Origin of the sequence: Corynebacterium sp. HMSC14B06 (assembly GCF_001807075.1) — a bacterium.
GTDB classification, from domain to species: Bacteria; Actinomycetota; Actinomycetes; order Mycobacteriales; family Mycobacteriaceae; genus Corynebacterium; species Corynebacterium jeikeium_D.
Genome location: NZ_KV787362.1, coordinates 94,398 through 119,739, shown reverse-complemented (window position 1 = coordinate 119,739; position 25,342 = coordinate 94,398). Strand labels below are relative to the sequence as shown.

Annotated in this window: 18 protein-coding genes; 11 read left to right on the top strand and 7 right to left on the bottom strand. The window is 58.8% G+C overall.

What is annotated here, in order from left to right; all coding sequences use genetic code 11:
• Nucleotide 1: 1 nt before the first annotated feature.
• The gene (locus tag HMPREF3130_RS03520; RefSeq protein WP_069358814.1) at nt 2-835 is read right to left on the bottom strand and encodes a class I SAM-dependent methyltransferase; all 834 of its coding nucleotides are present in this window, start codon (nt 833-835) and stop codon (nt 2-4) included.
• 53 nt (nt 836-888) lie between these two features.
• On the opposite strand from HMPREF3130_RS03520, the gene gatB reads away from it, so the two are divergent.
• Entirely contained in the window at nt 889-2,397 is a 1,509-nt protein-coding gene (gatB, locus tag HMPREF3130_RS03515; RefSeq protein ID WP_016422487.1) for an Asp-tRNA(Asn)/Glu-tRNA(Gln) amidotransferase subunit GatB, read from the top strand.
• Nucleotides 2,398-2,409: 12 nt separating this feature from the next.
• On the opposite strand, the gene HMPREF3130_RS03510 is transcribed toward gatB, so the two are convergent.
• Nucleotides 2,410-3,486, bottom strand: a complete 1,077-nt coding sequence (locus HMPREF3130_RS03510) for a glucose dehydrogenase (RefSeq protein WP_224433177.1) — start codon at nt 3,484-3,486, stop codon at nt 2,410-2,412.
• Nucleotides 3,487-3,562: 76 nt separating this feature from the next.
• Here HMPREF3130_RS03510 and HMPREF3130_RS03505 point away from each other — a divergent pair, with 76 nt between their 5' ends.
• Nucleotides 3,563-4,936: a DoxX family membrane protein gene (locus HMPREF3130_RS03505; protein WP_224784010.1), complete on the top strand. Its 1,374-nt coding sequence runs from the start codon at nt 3,563-3,565 to the stop codon at nt 4,934-4,936.
• Between the two features lie 75 nt (nt 4,937-5,011).
• A complete protein-coding gene (locus tag HMPREF3130_RS03500) occupies nt 5,012-5,896 on the top strand; it encodes a hypothetical protein (protein ID WP_241482424.1) in 885 nt (294 codons plus the stop codon).
• A gap of 15 nt (nt 5,897-5,911) precedes the next feature.
• Here the strand turns inward: HMPREF3130_RS03500 and ilvD are convergent, their stop codons facing one another.
• The 3 genes from ilvD to HMPREF3130_RS03485 form a co-directional block, all read right to left on the bottom strand.
• Complete coding sequence (gene ilvD / locus HMPREF3130_RS03495) at nt 5,912-7,756, bottom strand: dihydroxy-acid dehydratase (RefSeq protein WP_070429318.1); 1,845 nt, start codon at nt 7,754-7,756, stop codon at nt 5,912-5,914.
• Nucleotides 7,757-7,890: 134 nt separating this feature from the next.
• Nucleotides 7,891-8,409: a PH domain-containing protein gene (locus tag HMPREF3130_RS03490; protein WP_049190118.1), complete on the bottom strand. Its 519-nt coding sequence runs from the start codon at nt 8,407-8,409 to the stop codon at nt 7,891-7,893.
• A gap of 57 nt (nt 8,410-8,466) precedes the next feature.
• On the bottom strand, nt 8,467-10,122 hold the full coding sequence (locus HMPREF3130_RS03485) for a mechanosensitive ion channel family protein (protein ID WP_049190143.1): 1,656 nt from the start codon (nt 10,120-10,122) through the stop codon (nt 8,467-8,469).
• A gap of 360 nt (nt 10,123-10,482) precedes the next feature.
• Here HMPREF3130_RS03485 and HMPREF3130_RS03480 point away from each other — a divergent pair, with 360 nt between their 5' ends.
• From HMPREF3130_RS03480 to serA, 5 genes are all read left to right on the top strand, one after another.
• On the top strand, nt 10,483-12,393 hold the full coding sequence (locus HMPREF3130_RS03480; RefSeq protein ID WP_070429317.1) for an acetolactate synthase large subunit: 1,911 nt from the start codon (nt 10,483-10,485) through the stop codon (nt 12,391-12,393).
• 34 nt (nt 12,394-12,427) lie between these two features.
• The gene (gene ilvN, locus HMPREF3130_RS03475; RefSeq protein ID WP_048735338.1) at nt 12,428-12,931 is read left to right on the top strand and encodes an acetolactate synthase small subunit; all 504 of its coding nucleotides are present in this window, start codon (nt 12,428-12,430) and stop codon (nt 12,929-12,931) included.
• A gap of 53 nt (nt 12,932-12,984) precedes the next feature.
• Nucleotides 12,985-14,001 carry a ketol-acid reductoisomerase gene (ilvC, locus tag HMPREF3130_RS03470; protein WP_049194075.1) on the top strand — a complete coding sequence of 339 codons (1,017 nt, stop codon included), beginning with the start codon at nt 12,985-12,987 and terminating at the stop codon, nt 13,999-14,001.
• Nucleotides 14,002-14,282: 281 nt separating this feature from the next.
• Nucleotides 14,283-16,007 carry a hypothetical protein gene (locus HMPREF3130_RS03465; protein ID WP_049172104.1) on the top strand — a complete coding sequence of 575 codons (1,725 nt, stop codon included), beginning with the start codon at nt 14,283-14,285 and terminating at the stop codon, nt 16,005-16,007.
• A 238-nt stretch (nt 16,008-16,245) separates the two neighbouring features.
• Complete coding sequence (serA, locus tag HMPREF3130_RS03460; RefSeq protein WP_049190146.1) at nt 16,246-17,841, top strand: phosphoglycerate dehydrogenase; 1,596 nt, start codon at nt 16,246-16,248, stop codon at nt 17,839-17,841.
• 122 nt (nt 17,842-17,963) lie between these two features.
• On the opposite strand, the gene HMPREF3130_RS03455 is transcribed toward serA, so the two are convergent.
• Nucleotides 17,964-19,466 (bottom strand): acetyl-CoA hydrolase/transferase family protein, encoded by a 1,503-nt coding sequence (locus HMPREF3130_RS03455; RefSeq protein WP_048735346.1) that lies wholly within the window; start codon nt 19,464-19,466, stop codon nt 17,964-17,966.
• 151 nt (nt 19,467-19,617) lie between these two features.
• Nucleotides 19,618-20,694 carry a GTP-binding protein gene (locus HMPREF3130_RS03450; RefSeq protein ID WP_049190124.1) on the bottom strand — a complete coding sequence of 359 codons (1,077 nt, stop codon included), beginning with the start codon at nt 20,692-20,694 and terminating at the stop codon, nt 19,618-19,620.
• A 289-nt stretch (nt 20,695-20,983) separates the two neighbouring features.
• On the opposite strand from HMPREF3130_RS03450, the gene HMPREF3130_RS03445 reads away from it, so the two are divergent.
• The 3 genes from HMPREF3130_RS03445 to HMPREF3130_RS03435 all read left to right on the top strand — a co-directional run bounded on the left by HMPREF3130_RS03445 (nt 20,984) and on the right by HMPREF3130_RS03435 (nt 25,329).
• Complete coding sequence (locus HMPREF3130_RS03445) at nt 20,984-22,498, top strand: acetyl-CoA hydrolase/transferase family protein (protein ID WP_070429316.1); 1,515 nt, start codon at nt 20,984-20,986, stop codon at nt 22,496-22,498.
• 201 nt (nt 22,499-22,699) lie between these two features.
• On the top strand, nt 22,700-24,229 hold the full coding sequence (locus tag HMPREF3130_RS03440) for an HNH endonuclease signature motif containing protein (RefSeq protein ID WP_049190127.1): 1,530 nt from the start codon (nt 22,700-22,702) through the stop codon (nt 24,227-24,229).
• A gap of 68 nt (nt 24,230-24,297) precedes the next feature.
• Complete coding sequence (locus tag HMPREF3130_RS03435; protein WP_141737777.1) at nt 24,298-25,329, top strand: 3-isopropylmalate dehydrogenase; 1,032 nt, start codon at nt 24,298-24,300, stop codon at nt 25,327-25,329.
• Nucleotides 25,330-25,342: the final 13 nt, after the last annotated feature.

Below are 25,342 nucleotides of genomic sequence, written 5' to 3'. Positions count from 1 at the left end.
TTTAGGCAGCTTGAAAATAGAAGGCATCGCACCGGTAGGGAAGGGCGATGCCTTCTTCGTATGTGTGCCCCAAGTGTTCGTGGAGATACCAATGCAAGTTCGCCTCCACCTTGGCGCGAGTGGCGGGCTTGGAACGAAGCCAATAGGAACGGGTTCGTGCCAGCAGCACGATGTCCTCGATGGTCAGTGTCTGCTCCCAGGCCAGACGCACCTCATCGACTAGCTCCAGCTCCGGGTCAACCTCGGGGTAGAAGCCGGGACGCAACACGTCGCCGGCGTGCATTATGCGGCTGAGCCGATGCACCCACGGTACGGAAACATCCAAGGTGTTCCACACCAACATAGCCACGCCATCCGCGCGTAGCACCCGAGTGAGTTCTTTACCTGCAGCTGTCGGGTCCACCCAGTGCCATGTCTGCGCACATGTTGCTACATCGACGCTGTTGGGCTCCAGTCCCGTGCGCTCCGCAGTGCCTTCCAGGCATTCCGCCGCTGGCACATTGTGCATCAGTGCTTGCCGCATCGCGGTGGAGGGATCGAGTGCCAGCAGGGTGGCATCGCGGTAGACGTCGGCAAGCGAGGCGGTGAGCTTTCCAGTGCCGGCGCCGATATCGGCGACTACCTGTGGGTGCGGTGCGAGACGGGTAAGCGCTTCGATGACGGTTGGAGGATATCCGGGGCGCACGCGGTGGTAGCCCGTGGCTCCGTCGGCGCTTTCCTGCAGGTCGTTGTCGAAAGTAGCGCCTGCGCGGTGGCGGTCAGCGGCGTCGCGGAACGTTGGCGTATCGCGTGCTGACGTCGGTGGAATCGGTGGGTGTTCGTTAACTCCGGGCACGACTTATACCCTAGGGCACGCGTGCGGGGCCATCGCTAGTAGACTCTACAAACATGACCGCTGCATACGCTGATGACTTGATGGACTTTGATGAGGTCCTCGAACGTTTTGACCCGGTAATGGGCATGGAGGTTCACGTCGAGCTCTCGACGAATACCAAGATGTTCTCCTCCTCCTCGGCGCACTTTGGTGCCGAGCCGAATAGCAACGTCGATCCCTGCAGCCTCGGCCTACCTGGCGCGCTGCCTGTGGTTAACCGTCAGGGCGTTGAGTGGGCCATCAAGATTGGCCTGGCGCTGAACTGCGAGATTGCTGAGTCCTCCCGCTTCGCGCGCAAGAACTACTTCTACCCGGACCAGCCGAAGAACTACCAGATTTCGCAGTACGACGAACCAATCGCCTACGACGGATATCTTGACGTTCAGCTTGACGACGGCACGGAGTTCCGTGTCGAAATCGAGCGCGCTCACATGGAAGAAGACACCGGCAAGCTGACGCACTTGGGCGGTGCCGATGGTCGTATTCACGGCGCCACGCGTTCGCTGGTGGACTGCAACCGCGCAGGTATTCCGCTGATTGAGATCGTTACTAAGCCAATTCTCGGTGCAGGGGAGCGTGCCCCAGAGGTTGCTCGTGCGTACGTTTCTGCGCTGCGTGACCTGGTGAAGTCCCTCGGTGTCTCCGATGCCCGCATGGACCAGGGCTCGATGCGTGTGGACTCCAACGTTTCCCTGCGCCCAATCGGCCAGGAGGAGTTCGGCACTCGTACCGAGACTAAGAACATCAACTCCCTGAAGTCGGTTGAACAGGCTGTTCGCTACGAGATGCAGCGCCAGGCTGCTGCGATTACTAATGGCGAGGAGATCGTTCAGGAAACCCGCCACTACCAGGAGACCGACGGCACGACCTCCAAGGGCCGCCCGAAGGAATCGCAGTCGGATTACCGCTACTTCAACGACCCGGATCTGCCACCTGTGATTGCGCCGCGTGAGTGGGTGGAGGAAATCCGCGCAACTCTGCCGGAGCTGCCGTGGGTGCGTCGTGCCCGTATTCAGGAAGAGTGGGGTCTGAAGGACGAGGAAATGCGCGACTTGGTTAACGCCGGCGCTCTCGACCTGATTGTCGACACCGTTGAGGCTGGTGCCGGCCCGGCTGAGGCTCGTTCCTGGTGGGTCGCTTACCTGGCACAGAAGGCCAACGAGGCAGGCGTGGAGCTGGCTGAGCTCGCGATTACCCCGGCACAGGTTGCACGTGTGATTGCACTGATTGAAGAGGGCAAGCTGACCAACAAGCTGGCCCGTAAGGCCGTCGACGGCGTGCTCGCAGGCGAGGGCGATGTTGATGAGGTCGTTGCTGCCCGTGGCCTGGAGGTCGTTCGCGACGACGGTGCTATTGAGAAGGCCGTCGACGATGCACTGGCTGCTAACCCGGACATCGTCGAGAAGTACCGAGCTGGCAACAAGAAGGTCGTCGGTGCCATCGTGGGGCAGGTCATGAAGGCCACCCGCGGCAAGGCAGACCCGGCTCAGGTCAACCAGCTGATTGCGAAGAAGCTGAGCTAGCCTCCCTGAAAGCTAATCCGGGGAACCGCCGGCGGCACCATCGCTCGGCAGTCTGACGACGCGTTCGTCGGACTCCGACGGTTGTGCCCCGGCGGTTTTGTTGGTCGTGGCACCCCAAACTTCAATACCCTGATTCGCTGCGACAGCCGCTACATACGAGATGTGGCCGAAGTCGCCGTCGACAAGCACTTCAGGGGAACCCTTGACCTCCCACGCCGCGTCGGGCCCACTTGACTTCGGACCCACCGGCATGGAGATGACCTTCTGCGCGTCTGGGATGGCAATGACCACGCGGTCACCCATCACTGCGCATCCACCGATGGAATCGTTCAGGTCCACACCGCCGAGGGGGTTAATCACAGGGCCGGTGAGCTGAACCAGCTGTGGGGTGCCGTCGAGAATGGCGGTTGCCAACGGCGGCATTCCGTCCGGACCATGGCAGAACTGCTGAAACTCAATGCCTGGATCTCCCACGAGCAATTTGCGCGGGGACAGGGTGTCCGAAGTTCGGTCAAAATAGATTCCGAGAATGCCGGGCTCGCTGAGGTCCGGAAGTTCGCGCACATCAGCGGTGCTGCCCTCCACGAGGGTGACGCGCGCAATGGTGTCGTCGTTACGCAAAACAAAGACCTGACGGTCCTCTTCAACCGAGGGACTGGGCAGCAGTTGTTTTGCAGGGGCGCCGAGCCGTGCGACCTCACGCGGTGTCTTACCCGGTGCGACAACGGTGAGTGCACCGTCGTCGGTGGCGACGAGAGCCTCCCCAGGGCCGGTTGAGGCTAGCGCGGTGGTAAGCGGTAGGCAGGCCGCGAGAGTGACATCGTCGAGGTCGCAGGGACCTTTGTCTTTGGCTTTGCTTTCCGTGGTTGGGACCGGGGTAGAGGGCAAATCAGGGGAGGAAAACTTCGGCATGGCAATGCCCGTCGGCTCTGACTTGTCTTCCGTAAACGGCAACTCAAGCGCGTTCGAGGCACTCATGCAGCCGGAAAGAGAGACCATCCCGATGACACCAGCGGCGAGCGCAGCACGACGACGCCGCCCGCGAGCGCGAGCCTGTGCACTGCTGGTGTGGACGAGGTGGAATCCCATAGGCATACACAATACAGCCTCGTTTCACGGCCACGCCTGCGACCAAAAGTGAGGCAGTAGATTTAATGTGGACGATGTGAGCGACTCAGAGAAGTACCCGAACGACCGCGCCCTCGAGAATGTGGAGGACGGATTCGATGACGATCTCGACGTCCCGACCTACCGCAAGCTCGCTGAGCCAATGAACGAAGAAACCAACCGTGATGACAGCGACAACACCGCAACGCAGGTTTTTCCGGGTGTGCCGGAAAAGCGCGTAGCGGAGGAGTCGGAGGCAGACCAAGAAAACCTGACTCCGGAACCTACCGCTGCATCAGAGACAGTGGCAGAGACAGAGGTTGAGCCGAGCTCGGAACCGGAGCCTGAAGTTCAGGATGAGCCGAAGAAGCGCTACGACGCCTACGCCGCTGCAGGCCGCACGGCACCTCAGGTGATTAGCCCTGCCGGTAAGCCTTCGCCGCGGGATGAACAGGCTGAAACTGAGTCAGCGCCCGCGGCTGATAAAGAGTCGGAGGTGGCCCCGGAGTCGGAGGCAACCGAAATCTTTGAGCAGCCGGCTCGTAGTGAGCGCGTTGATTCAGACGAGGATTTCAGCCAGCCGACGCAAGCCTTCTCGGCTTCTGAAGCGGCAGGAGCGTCCGCAGCGGGAGCTACTGCAAATAAGTCGGAAGCACAGCCAGCATTCGACGATGAGGCGGAGCCGACCTATGACTCTTCACGCAATTCCGCAGCTGAGACTCAGTATTTCGATGAATCGGATTTCGCTGAACCGGCTGCGTCCCGCGATACCGCTGGTGCAGCTGGCGCCGCTGGTGTTGCAGGAGCAGGCGTAGGAGCCGCCGGGGCAACTGCTGCTACGACTACCGCCGCTGCTGACGACGATGAAGACACGGACTTCTACGACGACAACGAACCGGAGTTCCGTCGCGGTACCACTGACTTCGGCCTCCTGCTGCTGCGTCTTGGATTGGGTGCGCTACTGCTGGTCCATGGTCTGACAACGCTGCTCGGCTGGGGCAACTCCGGTGGCACCACTGCGCTGGAGACACAGTTTAGCCAGAACAACTTTGCCCTCGGCCCTGTAATGGCCACTGCCATCCCAACGGTTCAGCTTATCGCGGGTGCCCTGCTTATCTTGGGTCTCGCGACACCGCTGGCCGCGGCGTTGGCGCTGGCATTGTCCGCCTACCTCAGCATGTTTGATGTGGCTACCTCTGCCAATGGTGTGAATATCGTTGGCCAGGACTCCAGTAACCTCCAACTACAGCTGTTGATGACCGCCATGGCGCTTGGCTTGCAGTTCACCGGCCCGGGCCGTATCGGCATCGATTTCGGACGCGGCTGGGCTCGTCGACCACTGGCATCGTCGTGGATCTTCGGAATTCTGTCCATCGCCGCAGCAATTGGCCTGTGGTGGCTGACGACCGGCACGCTGCCGTTTGTTGGCTAAGGCGGCTCGCAGCTGCACAAACAGTCGAGCGACCTAAACTAGGTTCTCCGTTAGGGCCGGGGTACAATGCCCCCTATGCCAAAGTCGAGACACGTACTAAAGACCACCCTCGCGGTGGTCTTTTTCATGTCTTCGATAGGCGCTACAACGTCGATTCACTCACCTTCGACAGCCGCTGCCGGCGAGCACAATGAGGTTGCAGCCTCCGTCTCGTCGGCAAGCGCCTGGCCGACTCATGAGGTGAGTCTGCCGCGCATGAACCTCAACGCCGAAGGGTTGATTGAGACTGACCCGCGCACGCAAATGGCGGTGAGCTACGAGCCGGTGGGCGTGGGGTACAGCAGCCAGGCATCGCAACGCCCGCTGCCGGCGCTATCCCTGATTAAGTTGTATATCGGTCAGTATGTGCTCGAACACGGCACTGCCGACGATGCCGAGCGCGTCGAAAAGATGATTTCGCGTTCCGACGACGATTTGGCCGCCGACTTTTACCGGAAGTACCCGGAATCGGTCGATTCCATTGCGACCGAGTACGGCCTGTTCAACACTTCCGGCGGAGAAAAGTGGGGAGTATCGAGGACCACCGCGGAAGATGTGGTGTCTTTTATTTCCCAGCTTCGTCTGAAGCATCCTAATTCTGAGGTGCTCGAGGCGATGCGACACTGGTCGCCGATTGCTGCCGATGGCTATCGACAGAATTTTGGTCTTGCCGGGCTGCCCGGCTCTGAAGGCGCGAAAATGGGCTGGTCCAACCGGCGTTCGTGGCACTCTTCCGTTGTTTTTGGCCCCGGATATGTAATGGCGGCCATTACCGAGGGCGGCAAATATGCACACACCGAGGACGTCGCTGAGGGGATTGCCGACGTCGAGTACCGGGATTTGGTGAAGCCCACGCAGAAGACTGGGCGCAAAGCCACTCTAGAAACGCCAAAGGCCCGTGCGGTAAGCACAGGCCTTTAAACGGGTTTGATCTAGCTAGTCGACAATGCGGATCGCGCCCTTATCCGCACTGGACGCCATCTTGGCGTATGCGCGCAGCGCCTTGGAGACCTTGCGCGGACGCGGCTTGTGCGGAGTAAATGGCTTATCGCGCTTGAGCTCCTCATCGCGACGAGCGGCCAGCTCCTCGTCGGACACCTGAATCTCAAGGCGTCGTTCAGCGACATCGATGTACACCGGGTCGCCGTTGCGGACGAGACCGATTGCGCCGCCGGCAGCGGCCTCCGGGGAAACGTGGCCGATAGACAGTCCGGAGGAACCCCCGGAGAAGCGACCATCGGTGACCAGTGCACAGACCTTACCCAGGCCAGCGCCCTTGATGAATGCGGTCGGGTGCAGCATCTCCTGCATGCCCGGGCCGCCGGAAGGACCCTCGTAGATGACAAAGAGAACTTCGCCCGGCTGCAAGGTGCGGTTCAAGATGACCGAGACAGCCTCTTCCTGGCTTTCTACGACGCGAGCGGTGCCCTCGAAGTGGAACTGATCCTCGCCGATACCGGCGGTCTTCAGGATAGCGCCGTCCTCGGCGATGTTGCCGCGCAGGACACACAGACCGCCTTCCTTCGTGTAGGCGTGGTCGAAGTCGCGGATGCAGCCATTTTCGGAGTCCGTATCCAGGCTCTCCCAGCGGTTGGATGTGGAGAACGGCTCGGTGGTGCGCACGCCGCCAGGGGCTGCGTGGAACAGTTCAATCGCTTCGTCAGTGGCCTTGCCGCCGCGGATATCCCAGTTGTCCAGGTGCTCCTCCAGAGATGGGGAGTGAACGGAGCGGACATTCATTTGCAGCAGGCCCGCGCGGCGCAGTTCGCCGAGGATGGCTGGAATACCACCGGCGCGGTGGACGTCCTCCATGTAGTAGTCCGAGTTCGGTGCCACCTTGGACAGACAAGGCACGCGGCGGGAAATCGCGTCGATGTCGGAGAGGTCGAAGTCGATCTCGCCCTCCTGGGCGGCAGCGAGAATATGCAGCACCGTGTTGGTGGAACCGCCCATGGCAACGTCGAGCGTCATTGCGTTGACAAACGCGTCGCGGTTGGCGATGTTGCGCGGCAGCACGGACTCGTCACCATCGTGGTAGTAGCTCTTCGCCAGGTCCACAATCAGTTCACCGGCGCGCGTGAACAAATCGCGACGCGCCTGCTGAGTTGCCAGGGTAGAACCGTTACCCGGCAGGGACAGGCCGAGGGCCTCGGTCAGGCAGTTCATCGAGTTTGCAGTGAACATGCCCGAGCACGATCCGCAGGTCGGGCATGCCGAGCGCTCGATGTCGAGCAGGTTCTTGTCATCGACCTTGTCGTTCGCGGATGCAGAAATAGCCGAGACGAGGTCAGAGCCGGGCTTGACGACGCCATCGATAACAATCGACGATCCCGATTCCATCGGCCCGCCGGAAACGAAGACCACCGGGATATTCAGACGCAGAGCCGCATTGAGCATGCCCGGCGTGATCTTGTCACAGTTGGAAATACAGACCAATGCGTCAGCGGTGTGAGCGTTGACCATGTACTCGACAGAGTCAGCAATAATCTCACGGGACGGCAGCGAGTAGAGCATGCCGTCGTGGCCCATCGCAATTCCGTCGTCGACAGCAATGGTGTTGAACTCACGGGGGACGCCACCGGCTGCGGTTACAGCTTCTGCGACGATGTCGCCAACGTCCTTCAGGTGCACGTGACCGGGAACGAACTGAGTGTAAGAGTTGGCAATTGCGATAATCGGCTTGCCGAAGTCGTTATCGGTCATGCCAGTTGCGCGCCATAGCGAACGCGCACCTGCAGCATTACGGCCGGCAGTGGTGACTTTAGAGCGAAGGGGAATCATGGGGGCTGCCCTTCCTAGATAGGGTGCAAGGTAATTAATTATCCATATTAATCACAAAAAGCCCCTAATGTCTCATTTCGTGGTCACTGGTGTCCGCATAATGAGATTTAGGGGCTTTGTGGACTGCTTATATGTTACTCGGCAGAGGCGTCACCTTTAGCCTTGGCATCAGCCTCAACCTCACTGACCTTCTTCATTACGGAGTGGCCATCGCGGTCGAAAACCTCGACCTTGTCATTTTCCGCCATACGAGCCGAAGCGATCGGATCTGGAATCAGACCGCCAGTGGCTTCCTTCAACTCCGGCAGCGAATTAAAAGAGATGGCCGGCAGGGCGATGCGCTCATCTGACTTGGTTACCGCAAAGGCGCGGCCGCCCTTGTTGAAGAAGATGCCCGCAAAATCGCTCCAGGGCACCGAACGGCGCTTGGACAATAGGTACACCGCAGTGATGCCGCGTGGCCCCACGGTGGTGCGTACTCGGAAAATCCAAAGCGTATAAATCAACGGTGCCAGGAAGGTAATGGCCAGCCACGGGGCAAAACCGGTGGCAATTACACACAGCACGAGCATGAACGCAACGATGAACAGATGCGTCTTCTGTGGGCGAAATCGCTGCGTCGCAATTTTTAGCTGTGGAGTCGAGTCAGTCATGGCCTTTGATTGTAGCGGGTGTTTCGGATTGGCTAATGCGCGGTAGGCAGTTGCGGGTTATTGCGTCCCTGCCGAGTTTGGTTCTGCGTTGTTAGTGGAGTCTGTCGACTGTGATCCGCCAGTGTTCTCGTTGTCGGTGTTGCTCTGAGTAGAGTCTGGCTCGGTGGAGGTGGCGGTCGAAGGTGCGCGGTTCTGCGTGCTCTGAGGCTGCTGTGAAGTCTCGGACGGCTGATTCTGTGATGTCTGAGTCTGCTGTGAAGTCTCGGTGGGCTGCACACTCTGTGTGGTGCTAGTCGGCTGCTTCGATGACTGCGGAGCTGACGACTCTTCCGAGTCCTCTTCCTGTGTCGTTACCCGATCGCTCCACCTGCTCGGTGCTAGCCATCCGGATGGGCCGCCCTCGGTCTCGACCGTCATGAGATTCAAAACGCCGAGGACAATTAGGGTTGCCAAGAGCATGATTGTCGAAACGCGAGCACGTCCACCTGCAGAGAGGATTCGCCGGATTTTCTGGCGCGTCGTGAGCGTCTTCCAGTCAGGGTGGCTAACCAGCTTGCGGATGGCGTTGTTGCTTCCGCTGTCCTCTTGCTCGCGTCGAGCATCATCGAGGTCAGCACCCGCATGCGGCAGGTCGGATCGCTCGTTCCCGTCTTGCTTATCGACGGTCTGAGTTTCCATCAGTTTGGTTTCTGCGGTATCCGGCTGGGCAGTAGTGTCCGCTACCGCTTCGACAACTTCGGTTGGAGCGCTGTCGCCGTCGTCAAGCTGTTGTTTTTTCTCTTGCTTAGCATCGGCCTGCCTGAGCTGTTCGATCATCGTGTCATCGCGGACATGACCGGTGATTTCTTCGGCGGGAGCAAACGGGGTCTGTTGGGCGCGCTCGCCGTAGTCATCCCACCAAGTGTCGATGACTGCGGCGCGGATGGCGCGCTCGATGAGCCATTGGTCGCCCGGTTTGCAGTCGACAATCAAGCGCATAGTGACGGTCCACGGCAGGCCCATAACCGTCGGCGGATTGAGCTCCGTGGAGGACTGCAGCTTGATCTCGGAGAGAACTGCATCCTTGACGGAGTCCAGTGCGATGGCACTCTTGGCGGCGGCGACAGTGCGCTCTTCCAGGTCCTTAATGGAGCCACCGGCGGTCATCGGTACGGGAACTTCAACAACAGCACGGGACCACTGTGAGGAGTAGTTGATACACATGCGTGCCTCGGAGTTCGGCACGATGATTTCCTCGCCGTTGAGGGTTCGGATCGTGGTGGCGCGCAATGTCATATTGACTACGTCACCTTGGACAGTGCCCGAAGGGGAGTGAAACTCTACCCAGTCTCCGATGCCGTACTGCTTCTCGGCGATGATGAACAGTCCGCCAAGGAAGTCGGCGATGACTCCCTGTGCGCCAAAACCAACAGCGGCGGAAACAACCGTCGCGGGGATAGCGGCGGCGGTCAGTGAGATTCCGAATTTCGACAGAATCGCGATGATTAAGACGAAGTATGCAATGACTTCGACGATGTAAACCACAGCGCCAATCAGTGCGCGCCGTCCCTTGGACTGCTCCTCTGAAGAGGAGATGTTTCCGTCCGCAATTGCCAGAACGAAACGTCGGATACGGGGAACAAGAATTAGCAGAATGGCCAGACATGCGATGGCAAGGCCGTTATTGGCCACCCATTGCCATGTCCGTAACAACATGTATTGCAAGAATTCCATGCCATCCACCGTAGGTCGTTCGCCTTAATATGCGCTGAGTTTAAAGGTAAAGAATTATGCATAAAGACGAGCTTTGGACTTGGGGCTTGCGGGGCTCGGGCGTGTAGGGCTCGGGTGTGCAGGCTTGGGTGTCCCCGGGGTCGTGGTCGGGGAGTTTCTGGGTAGAGTGATTCCCAAAGTTGGGGCGGGGTTCTCGTTGGAATCGGGTGGGTGCTCGGGGTGTGATACGGGTGGCGTGTCCAATTGACGGGATTGACTTCTCACTATGTGGACGTTAGGGTTGTAGCCAACGCCACATTCGTAGCTTCTTTGCGTGAATGTGTGTTGAGTAGTTGCCCACCATGATCCAGGAGCGAAATCGTGAACGCGCACGAGCAGCACACCCCATCGCCCGCCCAATTCGCGGCTAAGGCGCGCACCAGCGCCCCCGAGCGAGTTTCTGGTGCACAAGCCATTGTCCGATCCCTTGAAGAGCTCGGCGTCGAGGTAGCCTTCGGTATTCCCGGTGGTGCAGTGCTTCCGCTCTACGATCCGATTTATGACTCGGAAAAGCTCCGCCACGTCCTGGTGCGCCACGAGCAGGGAGCTGGCCACGCTGCCACTGGTTACGCGCAGGTTTCCGGCAAGGTTGGTGTCTGTATCGCGACTTCCGGCCCGGGTGCTACTAACCTGGTGACCCCGCTCGCGGATGCTCAGATGGACTCCGTTCCGGTTGTCGCTATCACTGGTCAGGTCGGTCGCCCGCTGCTGGGTACTGACGCTTTCCAGGAGGCTGACATCCGCGGTGTGACCATGCCGATTACGAAGCACAACTTCATGGTCACCGAAGCTGAGGACATCCCGCGCGCGCTCGCTGAGGCATTCCACCTGGCTTCTTCTGGTCGTCCAGGTCCGGTTCTGGTCGATGTCCCGAAGGACCTCCAGAACACGATGATCGACTTCACCTGGCCACCGGAGATCAACCTGCCGGGTTACCGTCCGGTGACAACCCCGCACCAGCGACAGATCGACGAAGCCGCTGAGATGATTGCTGCGGCAAAGCGTCCGGTGCTCTACATCGGTGGTGGCGTCATTAAGGCCGATGCTTCCAAGGAGCTGGTCGAGTTCGCCGAGCAGACTGGGGTTCCGGTCGTGACCACGCTGATGGCTCGCGGCGCATTCCCGGACTCGCACCCGCTGCACATGGGTATGCCGGGCATGCACGGCAAGGTGTCAGCCGTCGCTGCTCTGCAGAAGTCCGACCTGCTCATCACTATCGGCGCGCGTTTCGACGACCGTGTTACCGGTGATCTGAATTCCTTCGCGCCGAACGCGAAGGTAATCCACGCCGACATTGACCCGGCAGAGATTGGCAAGCTCCGCGAAGTTGATGTTCCCATCGTCGGCGATGCCCGCGAGGTCCTTGCCGCACTTAGCGAGTCCTACACCAAGCTCGGTCTTAGTCGCCCGCAGATTGCCGACTGGCTGAAGCTTCTCGACGGTCTCCGCGACGAGTTCCCCCTCGGGTGGGAAGAGCCCGCTGATGGTGCAATCGCTCCGCAGTTTGTAATTCAGACTCTGTCCGACATCGTTGGTCCAGAGGCCATCTATGCCGCTGGCGTCGGCCAGCACCAGATGTGGGCAGCGCAGTTCGTCCAGTACGAGAACCCGCGCACCTGGCTTAACTCCGGTGGTGCCGGCACGATGGGCTACTCAATCCCGGCTGCGATGGGTGCCAAGGCGGCTGCTCCAGAAAAGGAAGTCTGGGCCATCGACGGTGATGGTTGCTTCCAGATGACCAATCAAGAGCTGACCACCTGTGCAATGGAAGGTTTTCCCATCAAGGTTGCCTTGATTAACAACGGTAATCTGGGCATGGTTCGTCAGTGGCAGACGCTGTTCTACGATCAGCGCTACTCCAACACCAAGCTGCGCCCGGAGGATAACTCCTACCTGCCGGACTTCGTCCAGCTCTCCGAGGGGCTTGGCTGCGTGGCGATCCGCGTGACCAAGAAGGAAGATGTCGCGGCGGCGATTAAGAAGGCACGCGAGATTAATGACCGACCGGTGGTTATTGACTTCATTGTCGGTGAGGATGCTCAGGTGTGGCCGATGGTGGCAGCTGGCAAGTCCAATGATGAGGTCGAATACGCCCGCGGTCTGCGCCCGCTGTTCAACGATGAGAATTCAGCAGCTGAGGCCCCGGCTGACATCCACGGCACTGTTGTGGACAACGCCGAGGACGCCGCGAAGCAGCCCGACGCTAACCACCCGTCCATGAAGACCCGCTAATCGGGATCCGAAGCAACAGGAAGTGAGTCCCAAAATGGCTGAACTGCACACTCTATCCGTGTTGACCCTCGATGAGCCGGGTATTCTGGTCCGCATTGCGGGCATGTTCACCCGTCGAGGTTTCAGCATCCAGTCGATTACCTCGGGTGAAACTGAGACCGAGGGAGTCAACCGCATCACCGTCGTGGTTGAGACGGAGACGCTGCCGATCGAACAGATCACTAAGCAGCTGAACAAGCTGGTGCCCGTGCTGAAAGTGGTCCGCCAGCCCCCAGAGACCATGGTGTCGCGCGGACTGCTGATGGTGAAGGTTTCCTGCGACAACACCAATCGTCCGCAGGTAGTCGATGCCGCCAATCTCTTCCGTGCCCGTGTGGTGGACGTTTCTCAAGAGTCTGTCATCATTGAGGCGACGGGTGAGCGCTCGAAGCTTGTAGCCCTGCTGGAGGTCCTCGAGCCGTTTGGTATCCGTGAGCTCATTCAGTCCGGTACCGTCGCAATGGCACGTGGGCCGAAGCCGATGCTCCAGGCCCGCTAACAACTAAACGCTAAGATTTTTAACGAATCCGATTCGAAAAGAGGCTAACTTTAATGGCTATTGAACTGCTGTACGACGACGATGCTGATCTGTCCATCATCCAGGGACGTAAGGTTGCCATCCTGGGCTACGGTTCCCAGGGCCACGCTCACGCTCAGAACCTGCGCGAGTCCGGTGTCGAGGTTGTTATCGGTCTGCGTGAAGGCTCCAAGTCCGCTGTGAAGGCTCGGGAAGCTGGCTTCGAGGTTAAGTCCAACGCAGATGCCGCTGCATGGGCAGACGTCATTATGGTGCTGGTTCCGGACACCACCCAGGCAAGGGTTTACAGCGAGGACATCGAGCCGAACTTGAAGGACGGCGACGCGCTGTTCTTCGGCCACGGTCTGAACATCCACTTCGACCTCATCAAGCCGGCTGACAACATCACCGTCGGTATGGTTGCTCCGAAGGGCCCGGGTCACCTGGTTCGTCGTCAGTTCGTCGATGGCAAGGGCGTTCCGTGCCTGATTGCCGTTGACCAGGACCCGAAGGGCGAGGGCCGCGACCTGGCTCTGTCCTACGCTGCAGCTATCGGTGGCGCCCGCGCTGGCGTTATCCCGACCACCTTCGAGGCAGAGACTGTGACCGACCTCTTCGGTGAGCAGGCTGTTCTCTGTGGTGGCACCGAGGAACTGGTCAAGGTCGGTTTCGAGGTTCTGGTTGAAGCTGGCTACGAGCCGGAGATGGCATACTTCGAGTGCCTGCACGAGCTGAAGCTGATTGTTGACCTGATGTTCGAGGGCGGTATTGCCAACATGAACTACTCGGTCTCCGACACCGCTGAGTTCGGTGGCTACCTGTCTGGCCCGCGCGTTATTACCGCTGATACCAAGCAGCACATGCGCGAGATTTTGTCTGACATTCAGGACGGCACCTTCACCAAGCGCCTGATTGCCAACGTCGAGGGCGGCAACAAGGAGCTCGAGGACCTGCGCGCTTCCTACAACAACCACCAGATTGAAGAGGTCGGCTCCAAGCTGCGCGACCTGATGAGCTGGGTTAAGGTCGACGCTCGCGCTGAGACTGCCTAAGTTTGTTGCTTAAGCGAATCCCTCGCTTGTTCGCGAAGTAGGGCTTCATCACTGAGCTTCACCGCCGTGATGAGGCCCTTTTCGTATCTCTCTTACTAGTTTTCTTTCACTGAACCGTGTGGGGTAGACGTGTGGAATAAACGTCTGAGCTAAAAGCAACTACTGCCAAACGGGTGTAGCCCCAGTCCTATCCGGGGTTCTAATCTGGGGTGAAAGGTCTCCCTCAACAAAGACGTTCGATAGTCTAATCGTTGAAATCAAATCATTTCACGGAGGTAAATGTGCGAGTATCCGCAATGACGCGGCGCGTGACGGCAACCGTTGCCCTGACGGTCAGCCTGGCGTTGGGGTCAAGCGCCTTGGTCGCGTGTGGAAATTCCGACAGCGCTGTTTCCACGAAGAAGGTGGACGCTGAATCGACGGTGCTTAGCGACGACATCGCAGCGTCGGAAAGTCTGATCGACAGTTCGGAAGCGGTTGTCGTTTCCTCGGCTGGCTCTGCTGAGCAGCGTAGGGCGGCAGGCATCGCGGTTGCTGCTGGTCTGCCGATGCTAGTGGCTGGTTCTGCCGAAGATGCGGAAGATGACACTACTGCCAAGAGCCCGAAGAAGGATGCTCGTGGCCGTGATACTGGCGCCGATATCGCCGATGTGGAAAAAGAGATTGACCGCCTGGGCGCAAAGACAGTCCTTACTGTGGGGGCAGTTGACCTGACTGGCGAAGAGGGCCGTCAGATCATTGCGGATCCGGGTACGACCGATGGCCTTAAGGAGCTCGTCGGTACCGAGTTTAAGGTTCTCAAGGAGACGGAGTCGAAGCCGACTCGCGCTGTCGTTGAGATGGATCCGGAGAAGCCAACTGTCGTCGAGGGCGATGCAACGAAGGATGGGGCAGCCAACCAAGAGGCTCAGGATCGCGCCAGCGATGGGCAGGACGACAAGGGACAGGAGAGCGTCACCCTGCCGAAGGGATCTCCGAAGGAGGTCAAGGACACATTGGCACTGGCCGCACCGGGTACCGGTTTGGCCTCCATTGCTACGGCCCGCGCCGCTGGCCTGAAGGTCAGTTGGTTGCCGGTGGGCGACGCGCGTGCTACCTCTGAGTCGATTTCCGCTGCTCGCGACGGCGAGTCCCTGATTGCTCTGGGTAAGGTTTTCGGCGATAAGGACAAGTTTGATCAGTCCATCGAGCTTGCCAAAGATGACAAGGTCAAGGAGCTGCCAGGTGGAGGCACACTGCTGTTCCCCGGTCGTCATCTGATTGCAACGTATGGTCACCCTGGTGTCGCTCCATTGGGTGTGATGGGTGAGGATGATCCGGAGGATGCCGTCGCACGTGCGAAGGACTACGTGAAGCAGTACGAGAAGTTCGCTGATGACCCGGTACTGCCGGCCTTCGAGATTATCGCTTCGGTCGCGCAGGCTGACCCGGGTCCACGCGGTGACTACTCCGAGCCAGCTCCGGTTGAGACTCTGAAGCCGTACGTCGAGGCCATGACCAAGGCCGGCGGCTACGTCATCATCGACCTGCAGCCTGGTAGTGCAGACTTCCTGGACCAGGCCAAGTTCTACGAAGAACTGCTGAAGATGCCAAACGTCGGTCTGGCGCTGGACCCGGAGTGGAAGATGGAACCGGGGCAGGTTCCGGCGACCCAGGTTGGTCACGTTAAGGCTGAAGAAGTCAACCGCGTTGCTGATTGGCTGGCTGAGCTGACTCGTAAGAACAACCTTCCGCAGAAGATGCTGATGCTGCACCAGTTCCAGCTACAGATGATTCGCGACCGTGAGACGCTGGATCTGTCGCACCCGGAGCTCGCATTCGTTCTGCATGCCGACGGCCATGGCACCGCGCAGGAGAAGTTTGAGACCTGGAACGTCATGCTGCAGGATTTGCAGCCGGAGATTTTCGAGGCGTGGAAGAACTTCATCGACGAGGATCAGCCGATGTTTACTCCTGAGGAGACCATGAACATCGAGCCGCGTCCGTGGTTGGTTACGTACCAGTAGGTTATAGACCAGCAGAAATAAAAATATAACGCGAAATATTTGCCGACTTGAATGTCGGGGGCAACGGCGCTTACTCCCTAAACAAAGGGTAGTAAGCGCCGTTTTGCTTAGGTAAGTCCCCCCGTGTCTCACCCCCAGAGTTTATGATGAGACGTAATGCGCGTGCACGCTTTAGTAGTTTTCTTAAGTGACACCGCACATACTGCATAAACTTTTCGAGACAAACCAGGAGATGCTTGTGAGCCAGAACGCTCGCCCCGTTGTCCTCATCGCCGACAAGCTGGCACAGTCCACTGTGGACGCATTGGGGGATTCCGTTGAGGTCCGTTGGGTAGATGGCCCGAACCGCGCTGAGCTCCTGGCTGCGGTTGGTGATGCTGACGCACTTCTCGTCCGCTCCGCTACCACCGTGGATCAGGAAGTCCTCGAGGCTGCTCCGAATCTGAAGATCGTCGGTCGCGCCGGCGTTGGCCTGGATAACGTCGACATCGATACCGCTACCAAGCGCGGCGTCATGGTTGTCAACGCTCCGACCTCTAATATTCACTCTGCATGTGAGCACGCAATCGCACTGCTGCTGGCCACCGCTCGCCAGCTGCCGGCTGCGGACGCGTCCCTGCGTGAGGGGGAGTGGAAGCGCTCTTCCTTCAAGGGTGTCGAAATCTTCGGCAAGACCGTCGGTATCGTCGGTTTCGGTCACATCGGCCAGCTGTTTGCGCAGCGTCTCGCTGCTTTCGAGACCAACATCATTGCGTACGATCCGTACGCGAACCCGGCCCGTGCTGCTCAGCTCGGTGTTGAGCTGGTTGAGCTGGAAGACCTGATGGCTCGCGCTGATTTCGTGACCATCCACCTGCCGAAGACCAAGGAAACCGCCGGCATGTTCGATGCTGAGCTCCTGGGCAAGGCCAAGAAGGGCCAGATCATCATCAACGCTGCCCGCGGCGGTCTCGTCGACGAGCAGGCGCTTGCCGACGCAATCAAGGCTGGCAACATCCGCGGTGCTGGCTTCGACGTGTACGCGACCGAGCCGTGCACGGATTCCCCGCTGTTTGGCCTGCCGGAAACTGTTTGTGCTCCGCACCTGGGTGCCTCCACCGTCGAGGCGCAGGACCGTGCAGGTACCGATGTCGCTAAGTCCGTACTGCTGGCCCTGGCTGGCGAGTTCGTCCCGGATGCAGTCAACGTTTCCGGTGGCGCTGTCGGCGAAGAGGTGGCCCTGTGGCTCGAGCTGGCTCGTGAGCTGGGTCTGGTTGCTGGCGGTCTGCTCGAGGGCGCTCCGGCTGCTGTTGAGGTCACCGCTCGCGGTGAGCTGCACACTGAGGACGTTAACGTTCTGGGTATGGCAGCAATCCGTGGACTGTTCTCTCTCATGGTGGAAGAACCGGTCACTTTCGTCAACGCTCCGCGTATCGCAGAAGAGCGTGGTGTGACCTTCACTGTCGAGACCGAGCCGGAGTCCGTCTCCCACCGCTCCGTACTCGAGGTCAAGGTCATCGGTGCTGATGGCTCCACCGCTACCGTCGTTGGTGCTCTCACTGGCCTGAACCGCGTCGAGAAGATTGTCCGTATCAATGGCCGCGGCATCGACATGCGCGCTCAGGGCCGTAACCTCTTCCTGCTGTACAACGACGTTCCGGGCGCTCTGGGTCGCGTTGCTACCACCCTGGGTGAGTCCGGCATCAACATCGAGGCTGCTGCTCTGTCTCCGCAGGAAGCAGATCAGACTGCCATCCTGGTGCTGCGCGTTTCCAAGGAGGTTCCGGAGGAGCTCGTCGGAAAGATTACCGAGGAGATCTCCGCTACCCACGCTCTGCAGCTCGAGCTGGACTAGTTCTGAGCGCCTAGGCGTTTTAGAGCTAGTCTCTAGCGCAGCTTCTACTGCATGAAAAAATCCCCTCCGCATGGAGGGGATTTTTGTTTCCCAGCTGATCTATGCAGCCGTAGCCCTACTGCCTAGCCCTTCATCGAGCCCTTCTCAATCATGTTGACGTGGAAGTCGAAGGCAGTACGCAGGTCGTGCGGGGTAGACATGCCCGGAGCGGTCTTCAGCGCGCGCTCGTAGTACTCCTCCAACAGTGGCTGGTACTCCGGGTGTGCAACGGAAATCATCTTCGCCACGCGGTCACGCGGTGCCAGGCCACGCAGGTCAGCGAATCCACGCTCGGTGATGATGACCATGGCGTCGTGCTCGGTGTGGTCAATGTGCGAAGCGAACGGAACGATAGTCGAAATCGCACCGTCCTTCGCCAGCGACGGCGAGATGAACGAGGAAACGAAGGCGTTACGGGTGAAGTCACCGGAACCACCGATGCCGTTCATCATGCGGCTGCCGTTGATGTGGGTGGAGTTGACGTTGCCGTAGATGTCGGCCTCAATCATGCCGTTGGTGGCGATTAGGCCGACGCGACGGACAACCTCCGGGTGGTTAGAAATCTGCTGCGGGCGCAGAATGATGTTCTCGCGGTAGCGAGCAGCCTCGTTGTTCATACGCTCGGCCGCTTCCGGAGACAGGGAGAAGGAGGTAGCCGAAGCGACGGTCATCTTACCTGCGTCAATCAGGTCGATCATGCCGTCCTGAATAACCTCGGTGTAGGCCTTGATGTTCTCAAACTTGGAGTCCAACAGACCCGCCATCACGGCGTTCGGAACGTTACCGACGCCCGACTGCATGATGTACTGGTCGTAAGCCAGGCGACCCGCGCGAACTTCGCCCTCGAGGAAGTCGAGGAAATGGCCGGCAATAGCCTTCGAGGTCTCATCCAACGGCTTGAACGGGGAGTTGCGGTCCGGCGCGTTGGTCTCGACAACTGCGACAACCTTGTCCAGGTTGATGTCGATGTAAGGGGTACCAATGCGGTCACCCGGGGCGTTGATCGGCACCGGCGTGCGGTTAGGCAGGTGCTGAATGCGGTAGATGTCGTGCATGCCCTCGAGTTCCTCGGACTGCCACGAGTTGACCTCGATGATGATCTTGTCAGCGTTGTCCATCCACTCGACGTTGTTGCCAACGCTTGACGACGGAACGAGGTGTCCATCTTCCGTAATACGAGTGACCTCAACAATTGCGGCGTCAATCGGCAGGAAGCCCTGCTCGATGTACAGCGCGGAGTGGGAGAGGTGGATGTCCTGGTACTTCGCCTTGCCGGAGTTGATGGACTTACGCAGTGCCGGATCGCCCTGGTACGGCATGCGGTAGCGAATGATGTCAGCTTCTGCCATCACGCCGTCACAGTCTGGGGCAGTGGAAGCGCCTGTGTAGATGTCGACAGCGAACTCTTCACCCTTGGCGTGAAGTTCCTTGCCACGGTTTGCCAGCGCAGTCGGCAGGGCCTTCGGGTAGCCAGCACCGGTGAAGCCAGAGATGCCGAGGGCATCACCATGATTGATAAACTGTGCAGCCTCGTCGGCGGTCATTACCTTGCCGCGCAAACCGGCATGTGCGATGCGATCAGACATGTCATCTCCTAGATAGACTGTTCGACTTTAGTTTTGTCGCCTAACCTAGCATGCGCTAACAGTGTGTTGCCACACCCGCAGGTTGAGAAGTGATTTATGACACTCTGATCGCTTCAGCGGGTCGTTTATCGGCGCTCTTCCAGGGGCTTTGTTACAGCAATTCCCGCACTTCTTCGTCAGTCAGCATGGCATCCTCGAATGCCTGCAGTGTGGCCTCTGGGTTAAATTTCACACCGATGAGTACGACCTCATTGGATGGTGGGACATCGGTCTGCGCCCACATGACGGCAGGGGTGATTTTCAGGTTCGGCCCCGCCTGACTCCACACGTGGGCGACTTCGAGGCGGTCGGAAATCCAGCAGTGCCCCTTGGATCGTACGAGCCCCTTTGTGCCGCGGAGAGCCTTAATCAGTCGTTCGCGGTCGAAGGGGCGGTTGCCTCGGAAAACAACCGAAGAAATGCCGTATTCTTCAGTCTCCGGCGTGTGGGGATTCGCAAGTTCTTCTGCATATCCGTGGAAAGTGGCCGCGGTACCTTCGTCGTAAAGCGATGCGTCGAGAATGGCAGAGGTGGCGATTTCGCCGTTAGTCACGCGGACGATGCGTGCGCGGGGGTTCATGGCGCGGATTGTTTCCTCGGTGCCGCCGGTGAGCTTTTCGCCGGCGAGGTCGGATTTGGTGATGAGGATGAGATCGGCGAATTCCACCTGGTCGACAAGGAGGTCAGCGACCGTGCGTTCGTCGTCAGGCAGTGCGCGTCCCTGGCGGAGACTGTCGAGGAATGTAGAGGCGTCGACGAGCGTGACCATCGTGTCGATGGGGGCGATGTCGGCGAGGCGACGGCCATCGTCGAATTCCCACTCGAAGGTAGCGGCGACTGGCATGGGCTCGGAGATGCCGGTGGATTCGATGACGATGTGTTCGAATTTGCCGCTGCGCGCGAGCTTGCCGACGTTTTCCACGAGGTCATCTCGCAGCGTGCAGCAGATGCAGCCGTTAGACATTTCGATGAAACGGTCCTCGCCGCGCTCGAGATATGTGCCCTGCTCGATGAGGGCGGCATCGACGTTGACTTCCGAGAAGTCGTTGACGATGACCGCGATTTTGCGCCCCTGTGAGTTTGCCAGGAGGTTGTTGAGGAGGGTGGTCTTGCCGGCGCCCAGGAATCCGGACAGGACGGTGACGGGAGTGGTCTGGGTGGTGCTATCAGAAAATTCGGTAGAAGTCACCCGACAAGATTAGCGTACTGAAAATGATTATCAATAACTAGTGCATGAATTGGGCTATGTGAGGGGTTGTAAATGTGTCGCATGGCTGATTGTCGACTGGTTGTGACGTAGGGCATAAAACGGTGTTGTAGTCGGCTTTAGTGGCGTATGGAATGTGCCTAAAATGGGGGCGCTTTCGGGCATCTGAATGAAAGGCGCTAACCGCTTCGTTGATAGGGTTGGGGGTGTGCTTTGGTGTTCGAAGTGCTACCCCCGATAGTCGCGTTGGGGGATATAGAAAGGTGAATTCATGTCAGATCGTATTGCCCATGCTGGTCTCAAATCCAAGGTGATGACCGCGCAGGAGGCGGCGCAGTTCATCAACCACGGAGACATGGTGGGCTTTGCCGGATTTACCGGTGCTGGCTACCCGAAGGTTGTCCCGCCGGCTCTCGCTGAGCGCATGGAGGCCGCTCACGAGCGTGGCGACGAGTTCAAGATTAAGGTCTTGACCGGCGCGTCTACCGCTCCGGAACTTGATGGTGCGCTGGCGAAGGCCAATGGTGTTGAGTGGCGTATGCCGTACCAGTCCGACCCGGGAATGCGTAACCGTATCAATGCAGGCGATGCCTTCTATAGTGATATTCACCTGTCGCACTCTGGCCCGATGACTGAGCAGGGCTTCTTTGGTCCGGTCAATGTTGCCGTGGTCGAAGCTGTTCGCATTAAGGCCGATGGCTCCCTGATTCTTTCCTCTTCGGTTGGTAACAGCATTTCTTACCTCAATGCTGCAGAGAAGATCATTATTGAGGTCAACTCCTGGCAGTCCGAGGACCTCGAGGGTATGCACGACATCTACAGTGTCGGCCTGCCTCCGAACCGTAAGGAGATTCCGATTGTGAACCCGGGGGACCGCATCGGCACTCCGGATGTTCAGATCGATGTCGATAAGGTTGTCGCTGTCGTCGAGACGAACGCCGAGGACCGTAACTCGCCGTTCAAGCCGCTGGACGATGACTCCAAGGCTATTGCTGGCTACCTGCTCGACTTCCTCGATGGCGAGGTCAAGGCCGGTCGTCTGCCGGAGAACCTGCTGCCGATGCAGTCGGGTGTCGGTAACATTCCGAACGCCGTTCTCGCAGGTCTGCTCGACTCCAAGTATGAGAACCTGACCTCCTTCACTGAGGTTATCCAGGACGGCATGGTCGACCTGATGGATGCTGGCAAGCTGACCGTGGCTTCCGGTACTGCATTCTCGCTGTCTCCTGAATATGCAGCTCGTATGAACGAGAATGCTGCTGACTACCGCGAGAAGATCGTTCTGCGGCCGCAGGACATCTCCAATAACCCGGGTCTGGTCCGCCGCATGGGGCTGATTACCACCAACGGCATGATTGAGGCTGACATCTACGGCAACGTCAACTCCACTCACGTGGCTGGCTCCCGCATGATGAACGGCATTGGCGGTTCCGGTGACTTCACCCGAAACGCCTACATCTCTACGTTCGTGTCCCCGTCGCTGGCTAAGAATGGCGACATTTCCGCAATCGTGCCGATGGTCTCTCACGTTGACCACACTGAGCATGACGTGATGGTCATCATCACTGAGCAGGGTCTGGCTGACCTCCGTGGGCTGGCGCCGCGTCAGCGTTCCCGTGTTGTCATTGAGAAGTGTGCGCACCCGATGTACAAGGAGGCGCTGCTCGAATACGTTGAGCGTGCTGAGAGGGCCACCCCGTACCTGCATACTCCGCATGACCTGGGTACTTCTTATGACTTCCACCGTCGTTTCCTCGAAAACGGTTCCATGAAGCCGGTCGACTAGGTTTCTAGTGCGGTTCCCGCTTTACGACGAAGTTTGCGTCGTAGGGCGGGATTTTCTTTCGGCTTTAGTTCGAAATAGTGTTCGAATAATGTGGAGATTTTTGGGGTGCGCAGCGGTTTGAATCCGGGGTGGGGGATATGGTGTGGGCGAATTGATAAAGAACTGTTCGTTAGGGGACCTCGTTAGGGAGGGGACAGTGCAATGTCAGAGTTGGAATCGTGTGGGGAATTTCGGTTCAGCCATGAGGTGAGGGCTCATTCGCTCGCTGAAGTGATGCGCGAGATTAATCGTCTGCAGATGGTTATCGCTCAGCGGGTCGCACCACCAGATGATGGCGATGTCGAAGCTCATTTGGCTTATTGGTCGGTGGTGCTTGGAATCTCACGCGCCGAAGTGAACAAATATATGGAAATTGGCTACATGCTTGGACGTATGCCGCAACTAGCGGAAATGTGTCAGGAGCGCGGGCATTTGTCGATGAGGCATTTAGCAATGCTTGGTAAACATACCCGACCTGTAGCCGATGACAAGGTTGACGCAGTGGAGTCGGGTCTCGTGGACGTCGTTAAGCCTAGGCGCGACGGGGAGGCACTCCGTGGCGTGCGTGCGATGGCAACGCGGGTGCAGCGAGTGATTGGTGAGTGTGCTCCGGAAGTGCGGCCACGTGATGTGGATGTCGCTGGGTTGCAGGCTGATAGGGTCCTGGCCCGGAATGTGGAGGCGACCGTAGATGCTGCAATTGATGCGGCGGCATACCAGGTCGAGGCGGATGGAGAGTCGGCGGATAATCCCGTGGAGTCGGAGGAGGTACGGGAGGTTCAAGCTGCGGCTCTCGACTACTTCGGCGATCGTATGACGGCTAAGGAGTTTATCGCAGTTGATGAACATGGTGACGCTGGAGTTACGACACTGACTACTGTCCTCGAGCGGCATCATGCAGTGGAAGCCCTTGCAATTATCGACGCAGTGGCTAAGAAGATGAAAGTGAGTCGCGCGGCAGCTTTCATGCATGCGTTACGCGGTACTTGTGAGGTGGAGGTGAATCTGGAACTCTTCCGAGTGCTCTCTCCCGGGGAGGATGGCGAACCGGAAAACACTCCAGTGTGGCTCGCTGGCGCAGGTTGGCTTTCTTCGCTGGTGGCCGAGTCTTGGCTGAAGCGGGTATCGACATTGCGGGTGCTGGGGGATAGTGCGGTTGAGGGGTATCGGCCCTCCGAGTCTCAGCGTGCATTCGTGCGTGCCCGTGACGGTGTGTGTAGTTTTCCTGGATGCGATGTCCCCGCGGAAAAGTGCGATATCGACCATATTGTGGAATTTGATCACAGCCTTTCCGGTGGTGAGCGGCAAAAGGAAGGGGTCACGCACACAGATAATCTCCATTGTCTCTGTCGAAGGCACCACAACCTCAAAACTGCCGGTATGTGGCGAGTTGTTCGAGGTGATGATGGGATCGAAGCTTGGACGTTCCTCTCTTGTGATGAAGGGCCGTTTGCGCAGTCGGAAAAAGAGCACACTGGGCATGGTCGTTACACCTTTGCCTCGCAGACTGAAAAGAAGACCGCTGCGCTGGCTGAGCACAATGAGAAACGTCGCAAATTGCATGACAATCTCCGCGGCCTAGTGGATAAGGTGCGGCGGGATATGGAAAAGGAGAGAGCAGTAGGCGGGGTGGATTGTGAAAACGATGGAGATGGTAAAAATCGCGCAGACAGTGACGGGGGTGAGCGCTAGGTTCTGCTACACTCATTTGTGTCCATATAGTGAGAAGGGTATCTCAAAAAATGACTGAGGCAGGAAAGCTGAAGATCGCCGTCATCCCGGGTGATGGCATCGGCACGGAAGTTACGGCAGAGGCACTGAAGGTGCTCAAGGCTGCTATCGGCGAGTTCGACACCACCGAGTACGACCTCGGCTCGCGTCGCTACTTGCGCAATGGCGAACTGCTTACCGACGCCGATCTCGACTCCCTGCGTGAGCACGACGCTATTCTGCTCGGTGCTATCGGTGACCCGGCGAACGTTCCTCCGGGTGTTCTCGAGCGCGGCCTGTTGCTGAAGATGCGCTTCGCGCTGGATCACCACGTCAACCTGCGTCCTTCCAAGCTCTTCCCGGGTGTCGAGTCACCGCTGAAGAACCCGGGCGAAATTGATTTCGTGGTCGTCCGCGAGGGAACCGAAGGTGCTTACACCGGTAACGGCGGTGCGATTCGCGTCGGCACGCCACACGAGGTTGCCAACGAGACCTCCGTCAATACCCGCTTCGGTGCTGAGCGCGTTGTTCGCTACGCCTTCGAGCTGGCTATGACCCGTCGTAAGAAGCTGACCCTTGTCCACAAGACCAATGTGTTGGTGCACGGTGGCGGTATGTGGCAGCGCACGGTCGATGAGGTCGCTAAGGAATACCCAGAGGTAGATGTCGATTACTCGCACATCGACGCTGCGACGATTTACCTCGTCACTAATCCTTCGCGTTTCGACGTCATCGTCACCGACAACCTCTTTGGCGACATCATTACTGATGAGGCTGGTGCAGTGTCGGGCGGTATCGGCCTGGCGGCGTCCGGTAACATTGACGCCTCCAATACCAACCCGTCCATGTTCGAGCCCGTTCACGGCTCCGCGCCAGACATTGCTGGCAAGGGGATCGCGGACCCGACGGCAGCCATTCTGTCGGGTGCCATGATGCTGCGCCACCTGGGTCGTGAGGAAGACGCCCAGCGCATCGAGGCTGCTGTGGAAGCTGACATGGCTACTCGCGGTAGTGGCCCGATCAAGACCGCTGAGGTTGGCGACCGCATTGCTGCTGCTTTGAAGTGGCGCAGTAAAAAATAGGGGGGGGAGAGGG